This window comes from Eubacterium oxidoreducens (assembly GCF_900104415.1).
Lineage (GTDB): Bacteria > Bacillota > Clostridia > Lachnospirales > Lachnospiraceae > Eubacterium_C > Eubacterium_C oxidoreducens.
Map to the genome: position 1 here is coordinate 77,062 of NZ_FMXR01000007.1, position 16,669 is coordinate 93,730.

Consider the following 16,669-nt stretch of genomic DNA (forward strand, 5'->3'; position numbering starts at 1 on the left):
AATCAGACAGGTGCAAGAGGCAACGTCTTATATCGTTTAAGAAAAAGAAGGAGACATCAAGACGTTTTTTATCGTCTAGGTGTCTCCTTCAAGGTTTTATGAGTTATTCTTCTGGCACTTCAGTTGCTGTGGCTTCCGTCTGGAATTTGGAGGTCGTTTCGATAAAGGAGTTGGCAATTTCTCTGTTTTCTGTCACGTCACTATTGATTTGCGTGATTTCGCCAACAAGCATGGTGGTGTTTTCGGCAGCTGTGGTAACAGCTCCGCTACTTTGACCAACCACGCCGGAAACTTCTTCAAATGAATTTACCATGTTATTAATGATATTATTCAAGGTTTCTGTTTTCTGAGCAAATTCAATCATTTTGGTATTGATATATGCAGCATCATTTTGATATTGCTGACCGGAGTCGACGAAGGTTGTATAGTCATTAAGAATGGTTTCGTCGATGTAGGTGATGATAGCATTTGCACTGTCAACTAAGTGATTTACACTAGTTACAACCATGTTATTGATTTCTTGAATATTGTTGGCAGTTTCACGAGAAGAGTTTGCCAAAGCACTGATTTCATCTGCGACAACGGCAAATCCCTTACCGGCCTCTCCAGCTCTTGCCGCCTCAATAGAAGCGTTTAATGCTAACAGATTGGTTTGGCTGGAAATGCTGAGAATATCTTCGGTTAAAGATTGTACCTGTGTTACGCTTTCAGAATCTTTAATTGCTTGTTTCAAGGTGTCACTGATATCCGCAATGTAGGAGGTTGTTTCGCTGAGATTCTTTTCAGCGGTATCTTTCATTTCGTTCGCACGCTGATTCATTTCATTGGAATACTCTAAGATTTCATCTGCATTTTCTGCAATGGTTGAGACATCGTGATCGGCATCAAGAGCCTGTGTCTTTACCGCATCCATGTGTGAGGATACTTCACCCATCGTAGCAGAAAGTTCTTCCATAACTGCAGAAATGTCTGTTGCATTGGCATTTGAATTTGAAACATTTGACAGGATGTTGTTTACGATTGTGTTCATCTGTCCCGAATTGTCTTTTAACTGTAACATAACATTTTGCAGGGTTTCCATAAGAAGGTTAATACCAGAGCATAAAGCACCGATTTCGTCACCGCTGAATACTTGAAGTCTTGCGGCAAGGTCACCTTTGTTCTCGTCAATACTCTTTAAGATATGCTCTAAGTCTTTGTGTGCAATACGAAGAGGCTTGGTAACGGCTCTGTAGACAACAAGTACAACAAGTGCAGAAATTGCAATAATGATAACAATACAAATCAAAGTAATGATTTTGGAAATGTTATAGGTCTTCTTTTGCGTTTCGATGGTGGCTACGATTTCCGTAGTGTTTGCTTCTGCTAATGTTGAAATATCTGCTTCAACTGCTACTCCGGCAAATGTCAAATCATTGTTTGCTAAGGTAATGGCAGCTTCGATGTTTCCGGAAGTCGCATCTGAAACTGCCTGATTATATAAAGTCATAAAGGTTTCATAATCTGCTTTTAATGTTTCATAAGCAGTTTCTTCATCTGAGCTTTGTGTATAATCAGCATATTCTTCGACGGCTGTATTCGTGGCTTCAATAGCGGATTCGATATCTCCCGAAATGTGCTCTAAAGTATCGGCATTATCATTTAAACAATAGGCAAATATCAATTTTTGAAGAACCTGAAATTGTGTTCCGATGGTATCGATGTGGTCTAGTGAAGCGATACTGACATCTTCAATCTGTTCGCTGGCAGTTTGTACTTTGTTAAGCAATATAGAACTCAAAAGACATGCAACGATTCCGATAATTGCAAGAATACTGATTGGTACAAGTAGTTTGCTTTGAACGCTTCTTCCTTTTTGCATATTTTTTGGACTGCTAGATGGTTTCTTTTTCATGCATTTTACCTCCCTTTGCACTAACAATATAGTAATATATTACCATAAAAAAAGAGGAGTGTCAGCAGAGAGGCTCTATAAAGTAAAATTTTATCTTTTTTTTCTAAGATAATTGTACGTTTTATATAAAGTTAGAGCTTCAGGTAGAGTTGGACTACAAAAATAGTACTTATGTAACAAAAAATATTGACTTTTATTTGTATGCAAAGTAAGATGATACCACTATAAAGAAAATGAGGGTGATTGATTATGAAGAGAAGGAAAATATTGGCTGGTGGGTTAGCGATAGTCATAGTTGCTGGAGCGGTGACTTGGGGAGAAACAGATACTGCTTATGCGAAAGAAAGTGTGCTGCAGGCGCTGGAGTCCGGTAATGCAACGGTGCTTGAGATTGATAAGCTGCAGGAGGATACGCTAGAACTTGCATATAAGCCATGTTTGGAAAGTCTGTTAGAAACATTGCCGGATACGCTTACGGTAACGGTTTCAACGGGAACGGTACTTCAGTCAAGGACAGAAGTTGAGGTTCCGGTTACATGGGAATGTGAAGAAGATTATGATGAGTCTCTTGGTGAGTATACATTTAAGGCAGTGATGGATGACATAGAGGTAGAGGCAGATATGCCGACCATAACGGTTGTGACGGGGAAAGAAGATGGCGGTCCGGTAGAAAATTATTTGCAAGTTGAGGATGCGCATCAGGTACAGACGGTACAGTCAATTTCGGAGAATGCGTCGCTTCCAAGCGCATATGACACCCGTGAGAATGGGGATGGGCTTCCGGCACTTCGGGATCAGTCCGCCTATGGAACCTGCTGGGCATTTGCAACAATTGGGGCATTAGAAGCAGATTTGATAGCAAGTGATTTGGCAGATGAGAACATTGATTTGTCGGAATTGGCATTGGCCTATTTTACAAATAAAGGGTATGACGATCCTAAGGATCTTCATGATAATGATACGATAAGCTCGCAAGAAGATTATCTGAATCTCGGAGGAAATATCTATTTGGCAGTGAATAGTCTTGCCAACAATGTAGGAGCAGTAGCGGAAGCCGATGTGCCATATACATGGGTAAGTAAGAAAGAATTAGACGAGGCGCTGCAAGTAAGGATCGACGACACATATGCATTAAGCAATAATGCGGCAACGATGGTTAATTATTATGATATTGCAATCACAGATCAAGATGGGATAAAGACAGCAATTATGGATCACGGCAGCGTGTATGCTGTAATGGAATATGAGGATGAGTATTATAGTGCAACACATAATTCTTATTATTATAATGGGGAGGAATGCAGCAATCATGCCATTATGCTGGTTGGTTGGAATGACAATTTTCCAAAGGAGAATTTTCTAGATGATAAGGACAAGCCGAATCATGACGGCGCATGGTTGGTTCGCAATTCCTGGCTGGACGGTTCGGATGAAGACAATGCTGATTTTGAAGAGAGCGTATACGGATATTTTTGGATGAGCTATGAGGATATGGGAGTAACCTCAATGAGTGTACATGCATTTGACGTACAGCAAGATGGCTATGACAATTGTTATGCTTATGATGGAGCAGCCGGAATGAACAGCCACAGAGTGAGCAATGGAGCTGTTCTAGAGGAGTCTTATCCGGTAGATGCCGGAGAGGAGATAGAGGCCGTCAGCGTTAGAACGGGAAGCACGGATCTTACTTTGGATGCGACGGTCACTGCAGGAGAACAGTCTGTTACGGGTTCGATTGAGACAACCTACGAGGGAAACTATACGATAGAACTAGAGAAGAAGCTGATTATTGACAAGGATACGAATGTAACGGTGCAGATTGTGCCAACTTCAAAATCCGGTCAGGTTTATATGGGAGGGGAAGATGCAGTCCGAATGGTAGACAGTGATGGCCAATGCCTCTTTTTCGGATATGCGGTTCGAGGCGGAAAGAGTAAGTTAAATGGAAGAGCGGTGAATTATGATTGGCATATAAAGCTGTTTACCAATACAGTGGATTTGACGGAAAGTAATCTGGTGACTGCAGATGTGACACTGGATGAGACGCAGTATTCTTATACCGGGGCAGCGTTTGAGCCAAATGTGACGGTTGTAAAAAATGATATTACGCTGAATGAAGAAACGGATTATCGGGTTTCTTATAAGGATAATATTAATGCCGGTACAGCAACGGTCATCGTGACTGGAAGAGGGCAGTATTGCGGAACGGTATCTCGTACATTTACCATCTTAAAAGCAGATGCATTTATCAAGCTTGCAGCGCAGACAAAGACATACACCGGAAAGACCATTGCCTATACCGGCAAGGTGACAAAGTCCGGCTCAAGTGGCCGGGTTACGTATGCATATTATTTGGATGCGGCCTGTTCAAAGCCGATTCATGCTTCGTCTGTGAAAGAGGCCGGTATATATTTTGTAAAGGCAACGCTTGCAGCAGATGCCAACTATAAAGCGGCAATCAGTGCAGCAACACAATTGCAGATTAATAAGACCGCCAATACCATGAAGGTATCGGCAGTTAAGAAAAAGGTGAAATATAACGCGGTTAAGAAAAGGGCAATCAAAGTTGTCTGTCCGCTGTCAGTAAAGAGAGCGATAGGGAAAATTACGTATGAAAAAGTGAGTGCAGCGAAATGCCTGATATTGAATGAGAAGACCGGTAAGGTGACTGTGAAAAAGGGAACAAAGAAGGGGACGTATGCAATTAGAATTAAGGTAAGAGCAGCAGGAAATGCGAATTATGAGGCGGCTTCAAAAACCGTAAAGTGTAAGATTATAGTGAAATAATGGAAGGAAGAATGGGGCTTTCGCCGAGATGATTTCATCATCTAAGACGAAAGCTCCGTTTTTTAGGATATGGTACAGATTTGATTGAAATTCTTCCGAAATCCGAATTATAAAAACGGCAAAATTTAATAATTTGTTCGCTTTACAAATACGAACATGCGTTCTATAATAACTGTACCAAAGGAGCAGTTGTGATGGAAAAAAAGTTGGATGTGATTTGCGAATTTACAAAAGAAGATGAGATTATCCCTATGCGAATTCGGGTTACAGATTCTGATGGGGAATTTCATGCTTATACGATTAAGGGCTATAAAAATTTGTCCGGACGCGGGGCATATACCACGCCGGATGGAGTGTATGTGACGAATGATATTTTGGTCTTTGCCTGCAAGATTGAGGTATGGGGAAGAGAACAGATCGTTCGCTTGTATTATCATTTAACCAAGAGCAAGTGGTATATGGGATGTTAGATTAACTCAGTCGGGGTACAAGCTTCGACTGAGTTAAACGCTCCGCGAGGATGCGCACGGATTCGGACAGGAATTTGTCTGCTGAAGCAGACCCGAATCCGGCGCGCAAGACTCGCGAGCGAGTCTTGACTAGATAGCGCGTCGAAGGTGTTGGGGATGCTTTCGACGCGCTGTTTTTTTTATAAAAACATGACAAAATAGTGTGGGAGGATTTCCTTTACTCCGGATATACCATTTCTATTTGCGATTAGTTTATATGCAACCGGAGGTGAGAAATCCTTTATAAAATTGTTTAAAGAGACGGAAGCAGTATTGCCAGCTTTTACTTCTATGGGGATTACTGCGCCATCTTTTTCAATTAAAAATTCTAATTCATGATCATCATCAGGCTTGTAGTAATGCAGGTTGTAGCCTCGTTTTATAAGGCATTCGGAGATGATATTTTCGTATATTCCACCTTTGGCATTTCCTTTAATTGTATTATTAAGGATGGCTTTTTTCGTTTCGAAACCATACATGCAGGTAAGCAGACCGGTGTCGTTAATATAGAGTTTAAATTGTGCCGGTTTTTCATTAGCCATGAGAGGAAGGTAGGGTTCAGAAACGTTGTAGCAGGCGTTCACCAGACAAGAATCTTTTAGCCATTGTATGCTTCCGCTGAATTTACGACTGGTTTGCCCCTTTTCTACAGTGGAGTATTGAAATTTTTTTAATTCTTTTGCTAATTGTCTTGGAATGGCGTCATAACACATCCGGACATACTGTTTTTCTTTGCCCTTTGCATGCTTTGAAATGTCATCCTGGTACAGGGCAACAATATTTTGCTGAATCTCCATAACACGGTTGAAGTCTTTGTTTTGAGCAAAGTCCATAACGACTTCCGGCATACCGCCGACAACCATGAATTCGCGGAAAAGTTCCTTATATCGATTGTGAATGCTTTCTGGAATTTGTGAGGAGCTACCCATGTATTCTTTTAGTGCGTAAAGAGTTTTAGAATCATATCCATAAGCCCAAAGAAACTCTTCAAAATCCAAAGAATACATTGTAAGCTGTGTTTCATATCCGACGGGTAGAGAAGAGGGTTCTTCTACCTCGCTGTCGGCATCCTGTCCATAGGAAAGGCCTAGCAGGGAACCTGATGCAATTACATCAAATCGCAAGTCTTCGGCTAAAAATTTGAGAGCTGTGCGGGCGTTGCCACAACATTGGATCTCGTCTAAGAAGATTAGGGTGTTACCCGGAATGAGTTTTATATTCGGAATGTTTGCCGTCATCCTCTTGCAAATCTCAACAGAGGAAAGTTCTCCCTCAAAAATCTGTTTTAGTTGCTTGTTCTTAAAAAAATCAATATTGATGAAGGAGGCATATTCTCGAGCGCCGAATTCCTTTACGATAAATGATTTTCCAACTTGTCGGGCACCTTTTAAAAGTAAGCATTTTTTTAGTTGTTCTTTATGACGCGCAGTTTTCCAATTTTGTAATTCGGTATAAATCTTACGTTTTAACATCCTATCAACACTCCTTACTAATCTTATTGTAATAATAGCTTTGTTTTTAAATCAAGTCAATATAAACGCATAAAATCGGAATGTTAAAATGGCGAAAAATGCATATAATCGGAACATTGGATTGGCTGAAAACGCATAAAATCGGAATATTAAAACACAAAAAACGCATAAAATCGGAACAAATAATGATAATAGTTATAGTTAAATAACAAAGAAAGTGCAGGAAATTATTGTGTTTGAAGGTTCGGATTGGTAAAATAAAACATATAGGATGAGAATTGGGGCGTCATATGTGACAGGGTAATAATAATCAGGGGAATAGTGATTGAAACGCACGGAGAGGCCGGAAGGTATTTGCGTGCGCTTTTTATTTGGAAAAAATAGGACAGTCCGGGTTTTGGGACAAGGAGTAGGGTTAACTAGAGTTAAAAAGTAAGGCTGCTTAATCAGGGGCGGACATAAGATGGGTGAAAAAGAAGGTACAATTTATGAAAAAAGACTTTAGCACAAAAGAAAGCATCGTTCTTCAATTGGAGGTGGCAGAGGATAGTTTTTCGTTTTCGACAAATTTAGCATCAGCATTATCAAAGGCTGAACTGGAACTGTTAGAAATTGAAGGACAGCAAGTTGAAAATGAGGAAAGTCTAAAAAAGGTTACTGCAAATTGCGATAAAACTGATTATATATTGGCTGCATCTAGTGGCGCATTATGCGGGATCTTTGATATCTTTTTAGTCGGAAAACCCGGAGAATCAAAATTAGGCAAAATGACGGATACCTGGGTTGAAGAGCGTGTGAAGAATTTTGCAAAACTATGCGGGGGTGGAAAGGAATGCGATGGTTCTGTATCTGAGGCTAAGAAATTCTTGGAAAGGAAGTTTAAGATTCCATATGATCAAACGGGAGCTGGGGATGCGGGGAGCGAGATATTCAGATTAAATACGAAAAATCATCACTTTAAATCACTCGGGCATAATCCAACCTTGTTAGGATTATTCTTTTCGATTTTGGATCAATTTTGTAATACGTCACATTTTGTGGCAAATGGAGAATTAATATCTTTGAAGGATGCTAAGTCGGGATGGGAATTGCAAGGTAATACGGTACCGGCAAAACTGTTTTGTGGGTTTGTCAACTGGTTTGGGCACATGATATCAGATATGTCCGGTTCCTCAGGTGGTAATGGGAGAGGTATGGGGATACCATCTCCATTTATGTGTTGGACTAACGATATTATTGCTTTGAAGGAAACACGTGAAATCCCGACAACAGATTTTGATAGAGCACTTAACGATATGGCGGAAAAAATCTACGTAGAGGGGTATGATGCAAGATTTCAAGCAACACAAGCCATCCCGGTTTTTGTTAATGAGATGATTGTACGCACATTGTATTCAGTTAGACGAATGTTTTGTTATTTCGGAGATAAAGGCATTGAAAAGTTTTCATTTAAAGATATGTGGAATTCTTGTGAACCATTTAAAAATGCTACAGTTAAACGCATGTTGACGGTAGCGCATGGTACGTTTTGTCTTATAGATATGGGAGATGCAACAATTCGTGGATTTATATGTGGAGGGGGCGCGTTTAATCCACAAGAGTTTGTGATGAGATTAAATCTTGTAGGAGTCGGAAGGTTTACAATCTCTCTTTATAGCGAAGCTATAAATGTGAAAAAGAGAGGGAACGTCGAATACGAAGCGTATTTGCTGGAAAGAAAAAAGAGCGTGCTTGAAGATTATATTCAAGGATTGAAAGAAATGGCGGCTGTATATGATGATCAAATGCTATTAACATTTATTGATGATTTAAAAACAAGCAAGGCTTATAAGAGTGCATTTGAAAAATCTGTGAATCTGGCTGAAAAAAGGTGTGTTCCGATATCAAAGAGATTAATTGATAAAAGAGATATTGATGCGTACTTTAATGGAGAGGGGATATAGTAAAATTGGGAAAAATAAATTTCGGAAAACTAGATGTTGATAAGATAAAAGAAAAAAAGAAGTCGGAACTTCAAATAGCTACAGATCAAATTCAAGATAGAATTAAAGAAACGAATCAGTTAATTGTAGAGTTGGGAGAATATACGAACAATTTAAATGAAAAAATAGAAGAGCTTCAAGCTCAATTTGATGCAATCAGAAATGTGAAATCGGGCGAAAAACAGATTTGCGAGGAAGTAAAGCAAATTCGTGAAAACTGGGTAACGCAGGTTAGAAAAATTAAAAAAGAGTATGAACAAATGAAAATAAATAATGTTGGTGTTGGAGTTGCCGGTGTCGGAGCAGGCGTTGCAGTTGCGTCGATGGGACCAACATTTGCTATGGGAGTCGCTACAACATTTGGAGTGGCTTCAACAGGAGCAGCCATTTCTAGCTTGAGTGGAGCAGCTGCATCTAGTGCAGCGCTGGCATGGCTTGGAGGAGGCGCACTTGCTGCAGGTGGTGGAGGAATAGCTGCAGGAGAGGTACTTCTTGCCATGGCAGGGCCTGTTGGATGGGGAATTGCTGCGGGAGCTGCTGTTGTGTGCGTGGGTGTTTTGTGGAAAAAGAAAAGCGATTATAAAAATTTAGAACGTATCTTTTTGGATATAGCACTAAGAGATTTAAAAAAATATGAACTTGCAATTGTGGAATTACACGAACGAATAACCAAAATTATAGATGAGACAGATAAAATCAAAGATGCAATCGGCGATGTCAAAACATTTGGCTTGGATTATAATTCTATGACAGAGACACAGCAATATACATTGGGGGCATATGTTAATCTCATGAATTCTTCGGCGCAACTTTTGGTAAATCCAATTATAGCATTAAAGGAAAAGTATACGCAGGAGGATTACAATGAGTATGCGTTATGGGATGGGAAAAAAATTAAAGATAATCCATATAAGAGATATAAAAATCAAATAATATTTTTGTCAAATTTGTTTTATGACGTTGAGATTAATGCGAATGAAAAAAAGATGTTGTGCAATTCGTTAAAAAAGAATGAAAAGATGTTGGAAGCAATGAAAATAAAAAAGGAAGAAATGAATGATAATCTAGTGGATGTAGTAAGTGAGACATTGTATTATCAGAAGGAGTTAGAGAATAATTCATGAATTCAACAACCAACCTACGTGACGGCTTAGAATGTGCTTTCATCGACAGTAACTACACGTCGAATCTGGCATACAAGCCGCAATTCGTATCAAACAATTACAAAGAAGGAAAGAAAGTCATATCCTCCATCGAAGAGGAACTGTTGGCGTGCGAACATTTTCAAATCAGCGTTGCCTTTATAACACTAGGCGGCATCACGCCGCTTTTGCAGATACTTCAGGAACTGGAAAGGCGAGAAATTACAGGGGAGATTCTGACCACGAATTACCTGAACTTTAGTGAGCCGAGAGCACTGAAGAAATTGCATGAACTTAAGAATATTACAATCAGGATGTACGACGTAGAGCGAGCTGAACATGGTTTTCACACGAAGGGATATATCTTCAAAAATAAGGAGATTTATCGCGTGATTATCGGAAGCTCAAATATGACAGGACGAGCACTTACGGTGAATAAAGAGTGGAACACGAAGATTGTTTCGACTGAGCAAGGCGAGATGGCGCAGGATATCGTAAATGAATTTCGCGATTTGTGGAACAGTGAGTATTCTCTAGAGTTTGAAGAATTTTATGAAGAATATAAGGAACGCTATAAAATTATCAAACATCAGCGTGAAATTGCAAAGAAAGAAAAGATAGTCTCGTTTGAAAAATACAAATTGCAGCCAAATGCAATGCAGGTCGGATTCATTCAAAATCTTCGAAGAATCATTGCAAATGGAGAAGAAAGAGCGTTACTGATTTCCGCAACCGGAACCGGAAAGACATATGCGTCTGCATTTGCCATGCGAGAGCTCGGGTTTAAGAGAGTACTGTTTTTGGTTCATCGTAATTTTCTTGCAGAGCAGACTATGAAGTCTTATCAAAAAGTATTTGCAGGAAATGTCTCAATGGGGATTGTGGGTGCAGGAAAGCATGAATGTGATGCTGATTATATTTTCGCAACTGTACAGACCTTGGGGAAAGATACATATTTAAAAGGTTTTGCTGCAGATGCATTTGATTGTATCATTCTCGATGAGGCACATCATTCTTCTGCAGACACCTATCAAAAAGTAATGGATTATTTTACGCCAAAGCTTTGGCTTGGAATGACGGCAACTCCGGATAAACGTGACGATAACATCGAAGGCCGTAATATCTACGAGAACTTCCATTACCAGATTGCATATGAGATTCGCTTGCAGCAGGCGATGGAAGAGGAGCTGCTATGTCCGTTTCACTATTTTGGCATCAGTGATTTATCAATGATTGACGATGCGAAGATTACGAATCGGGATTTTAATCTATTGACTGCGGATGAGCGTGTGAAGCATATCGCAGAGCAGGCGGAGTATTTTTCCTATAGCGGGAATCGGGTAAAAGGGCTGGTGTTTTGCAGTCGCATTGAAGAGTCACGCATTCTATCGGAAAAGTTTAATTGCCTGATTAATCCGACGACCGGCAGACATTATCGAACGATTGCGTTAAATGGAGATGCATCAGAGGCGGAGAGACGAGAGGCATTTGACAGACTGGCAATGGAAGAATATGACGCAACCGAAGAGAAGACACCGCTTGATTATATCTTCTCGGTGGAAATCTTAAACGAAGGCGTCGATATTGTGGAAATCAACCAGGTTATCATGCTTCGTCCGACGCAGTCACCGATTGTTTTTATTCAGCAACTCGGGCGTGGTCTTCGAAAGGCGGAAGGTAAGGAATATGTGGTGATTTTGGATTTTATTGGAAATTACGAGCATAACTTTATGATACCGATTGCGCTGTCAGGGGACCGGACATATAACAAGGATAATATCCGGCGTTATGTGATGGAAGGTGGACGTGTGATACCGGGAGTGTCCACAGTTCATTTTGATGAGATTAGTCGTAAGCGAATCTTTGAATCGGTTGATCGTGCGAACTTTAGTGATCTTAAATTGATTAAGGAAAATTATACAAACCTTAAGAACAAGCTTGGAAGAATTCCGGCGCTGTGTGATTTTGATCGATATGGCGAGATGGATGTGCTTCGAATCTTTGACAATCAAAATCTTGGTTCCTACTACAAATTCTTAGTGAAGTATGAAAAAGAATATAAGATTCGTCTGTCACAGGATGAAGAGAAAGTCATCGAATTCATTTCCAAAAAGTTAGCTAGTGGAAAACGAATTCAGGAACTTCAATTACTAAAGAAGATGCTGACCTATACGAGTAAAAGCGGCCTTTTAGAAAGTTTTGCGAATGATGTTTATCAAATGTATGGTAAGAACATTAGCCAAAATCAAATGGAGAATATCATCAATGTTATGACAAATGAATTTCCGGCCGGCTCCGGTAAGAAGACATATGCGCAGTGTGTATTTTTAGAAAAACAGCAGGATGACTATACGGTATCGACGACATTTTCCCAGATGCTGCTTAATGAGGAATTCCGTTATGTCTTGGAAGAGCTGGTGGATTTTGGAATCAGTCGATATGAGAGGGATTACCGGAATAATTATGCGCAAACAGACCTGGTATTGTATCAAAAATACACTTACGAGGATGTTTGCCGTCTACTTAACTGGGAAACCAATGAAGTTCCGCTTAATATTGGTGGGTATAAATTCGATAAAAAGACCAAGACATTTCCGGTATTTATCAATTATGAGAAGGCCGATGACATCAGCGATTCAACAAAATATGAAGACCATTTCACAAGCAGTAAAACACTGATCGCAATTTCAAAATCAGGTCGAAGTCTTAAGTCTGATGATGTACAAAATTTCCTGCAGGCGAAGGAACGTGGAATTCAGGTGGAGCTGTTTGTGCGAAAGAATAAGGATGATAGGATTTCAAAAGAGTTTTATTATCTGGGGCATATGATGGCAAGCGGTAAAACGAGAGAATTTACGATGGCGAATACCAATAAAACAGCAGTGGAAATTGAGTGGATTTTGGATGAGCCGGTAAGAGAAGATTTATATGAATATATCGTCAATGGGTAAGGCGTAGGGAGTAGTATATCACGCATGGCATGAAAAAAACCTGGTATGGCGGTGGACAGGAAAAGCGCTGTATATTATGATAATGCCGAGAAGTCATCAAGATGCAATCGCATAATGAGGACAAGAAAAAATAAGATAAGAGGGTTGGTAACAATGGTAAGAAAATATACAAAAGAGGATTTGCCTCAGATGATTAAAATCTGGAATGAAGTAGTAGGAGAAGGGAACGCATTTCCGCAGGAAGAAGAGTTGGATATGAAAAGTGGCGCAGAGTTTTTTGCATCACAAAGTTATACCGGAGTAGCAGTGGAATCAGAATCCGTTGTGGGAGTATATATTCTTCATCCGAATAATGTTGGAAGATGTGGTCATATCTGCAATGCGAGTTACGCAGTTTTGAAGCATGCGCGTGGAAGGCGCATTGGTGAGCAGTTGGTGATTGATTGCATGAAACAGGCGAAAAAATTGGGATTCCAGATTCTTCAGTTTAATGCGGTGGTTAAAAGTAATACTATGGCGCGCCGCGTGTATGAGCGACTTGGATTTAAACAGATTGGAACAATTTCAAACGGTTTTAGGATGAAAGATGGGCATTATGAAGATATTTGTCCGTATTTTCGTGAGTTATAGGGAAAAGAATATAATTATGAAGACGATACGGGTTGTGGCAGCAATTATAAAGGCTACAAATGAAAATGGTGAGCCGATGATCTTTGCGACGCAGCGAGGATATGGTGACTTTAAAGATGGCTGGGAATTCCCGGGAGGTAAGATTGAGGATGGAGAGTCGCCTAGGCAGGCGCTTAAGCGAGAAATCATGGAAGAACTGGATACAGAGATTTTAGTTGGCGATTTGATTGATACGATTGAATATGATTATCCGACATTTCACCTGTCGATGGACTGTTTTTGGAGTGAAATCGTGAAGGGCAATCTTGTTCTAAAGGAGCATGAGGCGGCCAAATGGCTGACGAAAGATGAGCTTACAAGCGTGGACTGGTTGCCGGCAGATGTGACGCTGGTGGAGAAGATTAAAAAGAATATGTAATACAGATAAAGGCGGTGTTGACGGCGCGGTTTTGACAAAAACTACAAAAGAAACAGATGACGTAATGTGTTATGAGCGAACGCAGACATTTGCCCTGACATAGAACATGCGTGATGAAACTTAAGATTAAATATAAGGAGATGGGAAACATGGCATTAGATCGGGAAGCATTAATTCGCGGATTAAGTAAGGAAATGAAAGAGGCCAAAAGGGAGTCAAATCCGGAGGCTGAGAGGAAAATAGAAAAAGAGGGAAGTCGTTTTCAGGCATCTACAGTGACTTTATTTGGTGAAAGCAATAAGGGCATAGCTGGAAAAGTGCGTGTGATGGTTGATAAAGAAGAGTATGGAAAGATCATGTATGGAAAGAAGAAATTTGCTGTAGTGCAAGATCCAAATGAAGAAATCAAAGTAGGAACCAATGCAGGAATCTTTGAATTAGATGGTCTGCAGCCAACTAATCGCTCATTAATAAAGCCAATCAGCGTGGTAGAACGCGGAGGTATATTGCCGGAAGGCATATGCGTCATTGGCTGGGAAGCATAAAAAACGTATTCGAAAGGCTCGTCTTTGTTGACGGGCCTTTTATAGTTTTACATGGATTTTACAACGTTTTAGCCAGAAAGCCACTGGCTTTAGCCATGGGGATGAATGGTTTTTTATAATTTTGTATTAGATAGCTTGCAGGTATCTAATGTTTATGATAGAATAAGCTATATAAAAAAACAGGAGGCTTTTGTTATGGCAGATGGTTATAAACATAAAAAGGGCATTGTATATAAAAACCAATACCATATTATATTTTGCCCAAAGTATAGACGTAAGGTTCTTATAGATGGTGTTGATATCCGTCTTAAAGAGCTGTTATATGAAGTAGCTGAACGCTATGAAATAGAAATCAAGGCTCTTGAGGTAATGCCTGACCATGTACATATGTTTATTGATATGGATCCAAGGCTCCATGTTCATGAGACCATCAGAGAATTTAAAGGCTATTCTTCAAGGATACTTAGAGAGGAGTTCCCTTGGCTTAAATCAAGAATTCCTTCTCTTTGGACCAGAAGCTATTTCTGTTGTACAGTCGGGCGTATAAATGAAGACACAATAACTAAGTATATCGAGGATCAGAAGAACACATGAATTTTGTACTAACGCTTAAACTTAATACAACTGAATATGATGAAGCTGTACTAGCTAAGCGTTTCTACTATGGCTATAAGATTTCTAATATTGTAACCGCTTATGCCAGTAAACAGCTGCGACTTATGAAACAAGATCCTGTATATCAAGCTCTCCTGTCCGAAAGGTATGCACTTAAGGATTCTGAGGCTTCTAAAAAAGAGATTAACCGCGTTAATAAAGAGCTTCAGGTTGTTCGTGTAAGTTATGGATTATCGGAATACCAACTGCATAGTTTTGTTAAAATACAGCAACACAAATATAAAAAGCATATTGATTCTCATGCAGCCCAAAAGATAGCTACTCACGTATGGAGGTCTGTAGAAGAAGTTCTCTATAGCAATGGAAAGCGTCTACATTTTCATAAATATAACGATTTTCTATCTATGGAAGGTAAGAAGAATACTTCCGGCATCAGATACAAGGATGGTCGTATTGAATGGAATAAGCTTTCTATTCAGGTCCAGATGCCTAAGCATGGTACATTGGGCAGTTCTGCGTTTAAGGAATACGAATATACTAAAGCCTGTATGAAACATAAACTTTGTTATAATCGTATTAAGCGTATGCAGGTAGGTAGTCGCTGGCATTATTATGTACAGTTCGTTTTTGAGGGTGAACCACCTGTAAAGCCTAATTCCCATATAGGAACAGGTCGTGTTGGTATAGATATCGGCACATCAACAATAGCCGTGTCTCATTCAGATGGAGTTATCCTTCAAGAACTAGGTTCTGATGTAAAAGATTATTCAAGAGAACTTAACAGGATTCAGAGGGCTTTAGATAGATCAAGACGTGCTACTAACCCTGGCAATTATAATCATGATGGTACTATTAAGCGAGGTATTAAGCTTCGCTGGTTTATGTCAAATCATTATAAGACTTTAGCTGCTAAAAAGCGTTCTCTAGAACGTAAACAGGCAGCTGCATTAAAAGACAGCCATGAAGCATTAGCAAATGAAATCATTTCTCATGGAGATGATATCTATGTAGAGTCTATGACTTTTAAAGGATTGCAGCATCGATCAAAAGAAACAACTTATAGCAAGACCGGTAAGATTAATCGTAAAGGTCGTTTTGGAAAGTCTATTAAAAACCATGCTCCTGCTAAGCTGATATGTATTATTGAAAGAAAGCTTAACTATGAAGGGATTAAGCTTCATAAGATTAATACCCGGACATTTAGAGCCAGTCAATATAATCATATATCTAATGATTATATTAAAAAGCATTTAACCATGAGACATACATGGATAGGTAATAACTGTGTACAAAGAGATTTGTACTCGGCATTTCTCTTAATGAATAGTGATGAGACTCTTAATCACACTAGTAGAGACAGGTGTAATGATACTTTTAAAGACTTTCTGAAGAACCATAACGATTTGATTATAAAGATGCAAAATGATGACGCCAGCTATCCATCATCATTTGGGCTAAAGCATATCAAGGTAGCATCGTAACTATTAATACAGTAAACGGGTTCGACTGGATCCGCAGGTGCTAATCATCCGTAGGGATGTTGCCTGAAAATTCCATTTAAGAACAGCTAGTTATACCGGACAGTACACTTATATATAAAAAGAAGTCTTAAATCCTTTTAGGACACAAAGCTTCTTTGTATGTAAGAATCTTAAGTGATACTAGATCTGTTTTGGAACCCCGCGGCTTTAGCCGTCGGGAGCAGTCAGTTTCGATGCGTATCA

The 16,669-nt window shown here is 39.6% G+C and carries 12 protein-coding genes; 10 read left to right on the plus strand and 2 right to left on the minus strand.

The features are described from left to right. Nucleotides 1-103: 103 nt before the first annotated feature. Nucleotides 104-1,894 (minus strand): methyl-accepting chemotaxis protein, encoded by a 1,791-nt coding sequence (locus tag BLS20_RS04660; protein WP_090172746.1) that lies wholly within the window; start codon nt 1,892-1,894, stop codon nt 104-106. Nucleotides 1,895-2,143: 249 nt separating this feature from the next. On the opposite strand from BLS20_RS04660, the gene BLS20_RS04665 reads away from it, so the two are divergent. Together BLS20_RS04665 and BLS20_RS04670 are read left to right on the plus strand one after the other, a co-directional pair. Further along, a complete protein-coding gene (locus BLS20_RS04665; protein ID WP_090172748.1) occupies nt 2,144-4,681 on the plus strand; it encodes a C1 family peptidase in 2,538 nt (845 codons plus the stop codon). A gap of 194 nt (nt 4,682-4,875) precedes the next feature. Then, nucleotides 4,876-5,151, plus strand: coding sequence for a hypothetical protein (locus BLS20_RS04670; protein ID WP_090172750.1), 276 nt, complete (start codon nt 4,876-4,878; stop codon nt 5,149-5,151). A 179-nt stretch (nt 5,152-5,330) separates the two neighbouring features. Here BLS20_RS04670 and BLS20_RS04675 read toward each other — a convergent pair whose 3' ends face one another. Beyond that, on the minus strand, nt 5,331-6,662 hold the full coding sequence (locus BLS20_RS04675; protein ID WP_090172752.1) for an ATP-binding protein: 1,332 nt from the start codon (nt 6,660-6,662) through the stop codon (nt 5,331-5,333). Nucleotides 6,663-7,150: 488 nt separating this feature from the next. Between BLS20_RS04675 and BLS20_RS04680 the strand changes: the two genes are divergently transcribed. The 8 genes from BLS20_RS04680 to BLS20_RS04715 all read left to right on the plus strand — a co-directional run bounded on the left by BLS20_RS04680 (nt 7,151) and on the right by BLS20_RS04715 (nt 16,426). Then, on the plus strand, nt 7,151-8,605 hold the full coding sequence (locus BLS20_RS04680) for a hypothetical protein (RefSeq protein ID WP_090172754.1): 1,455 nt from the start codon (nt 7,151-7,153) through the stop codon (nt 8,603-8,605). A 5-nt stretch (nt 8,606-8,610) separates the two neighbouring features. Further along, a complete protein-coding gene (locus BLS20_RS04685) occupies nt 8,611-9,768 on the plus strand; it encodes a hypothetical protein (RefSeq protein WP_242870528.1) in 1,158 nt (385 codons plus the stop codon). Then, entirely contained in the window at nt 9,765-12,737 is a 2,973-nt protein-coding gene (locus BLS20_RS04690; RefSeq protein WP_090172757.1) for a DEAD/DEAH box helicase, read from the plus strand. Before BLS20_RS04685 ends, BLS20_RS04690 begins: the two co-directional genes overlap by 4 nt. 153 nt (nt 12,738-12,890) lie before the next feature. Next, nucleotides 12,891-13,367, plus strand: coding sequence for a GNAT family N-acetyltransferase (locus tag BLS20_RS04695; RefSeq protein ID WP_423230170.1), 477 nt, complete (start codon nt 12,891-12,893; stop codon nt 13,365-13,367). Nucleotides 13,368-13,383: 16 nt separating this feature from the next. Next, the gene (locus BLS20_RS04700) at nt 13,384-13,785 is read left to right on the plus strand and encodes a (deoxy)nucleoside triphosphate pyrophosphohydrolase (protein WP_090172761.1); all 402 of its coding nucleotides are present in this window, start codon (nt 13,384-13,386) and stop codon (nt 13,783-13,785) included. Between the two features lie 149 nt (nt 13,786-13,934). Continuing rightward, nucleotides 13,935-14,330 carry a hypothetical protein gene (locus BLS20_RS04705; protein ID WP_090172763.1) on the plus strand — a complete coding sequence of 132 codons (396 nt, stop codon included), beginning with the start codon at nt 13,935-13,937 and terminating at the stop codon, nt 14,328-14,330. Between the two features lie 195 nt (nt 14,331-14,525). Beyond that, nucleotides 14,526-14,924, plus strand: a complete 399-nt coding sequence (gene tnpA, locus BLS20_RS04710) for an IS200/IS605 family transposase (protein ID WP_090172765.1) — start codon at nt 14,526-14,528, stop codon at nt 14,922-14,924. Then, the gene (locus BLS20_RS04715) at nt 14,921-16,426 is read left to right on the plus strand and encodes a hypothetical protein (protein ID WP_090172767.1); all 1,506 of its coding nucleotides are present in this window, start codon (nt 14,921-14,923) and stop codon (nt 16,424-16,426) included. Before tnpA ends, BLS20_RS04715 begins: the two co-directional genes overlap by 4 nt. Nucleotides 16,427-16,669 lie beyond the last annotated feature (243 nt).

Coding starts and splice junctions, on each gene's coding strand:
- BLS20_RS04715 (WP_090172767.1), top strand. CDS start 14,921: ATGAATTTTGTACTAACGCTTAAACTTAATACAACTGAATATGATGAA.
- BLS20_RS04680 (WP_090172754.1), top strand. CDS start 7,151: ATGAAAAAAGACTTTAGCACAAAAGAAAGCATCGTTCTTCAATTGGAG.
- BLS20_RS04670 (WP_090172750.1), top strand. CDS start 4,876: ATGGAAAAAAAGTTGGATGTGATTTGCGAATTTACAAAAGAAGATGAG.
- BLS20_RS04695 (WP_423230170.1), top strand. CDS start 12,891: ATGGTAAGAAAATATACAAAAGAGGATTTGCCTCAGATGATTAAAATC.
- BLS20_RS04665 (WP_090172748.1), top strand. CDS start 2,144: ATGAAGAGAAGGAAAATATTGGCTGGTGGGTTAGCGATAGTCATAGTT.
- BLS20_RS04675 (WP_090172752.1), bottom strand. CDS start 6,662: ATGTTAAAACGTAAGATTTATACCGAATTACAAAATTGGAAAACTGCG.
- BLS20_RS04660 (WP_090172746.1), bottom strand. CDS start 1,894: ATGAAAAAGAAACCATCTAGCAGTCCAAAAAATATGCAAAAAGGAAGA.
- tnpA (WP_090172765.1), top strand. CDS start 14,526: ATGGCAGATGGTTATAAACATAAAAAGGGCATTGTATATAAAAACCAA.
- BLS20_RS04690 (WP_090172757.1), top strand. CDS start 9,765: ATGAATTCAACAACCAACCTACGTGACGGCTTAGAATGTGCTTTCATC.
- BLS20_RS04705 (WP_090172763.1), top strand. CDS start 13,935: ATGGCATTAGATCGGGAAGCATTAATTCGCGGATTAAGTAAGGAAATG.
- BLS20_RS04700 (WP_090172761.1), top strand. CDS start 13,384: ATGAAGACGATACGGGTTGTGGCAGCAATTATAAAGGCTACAAATGAA.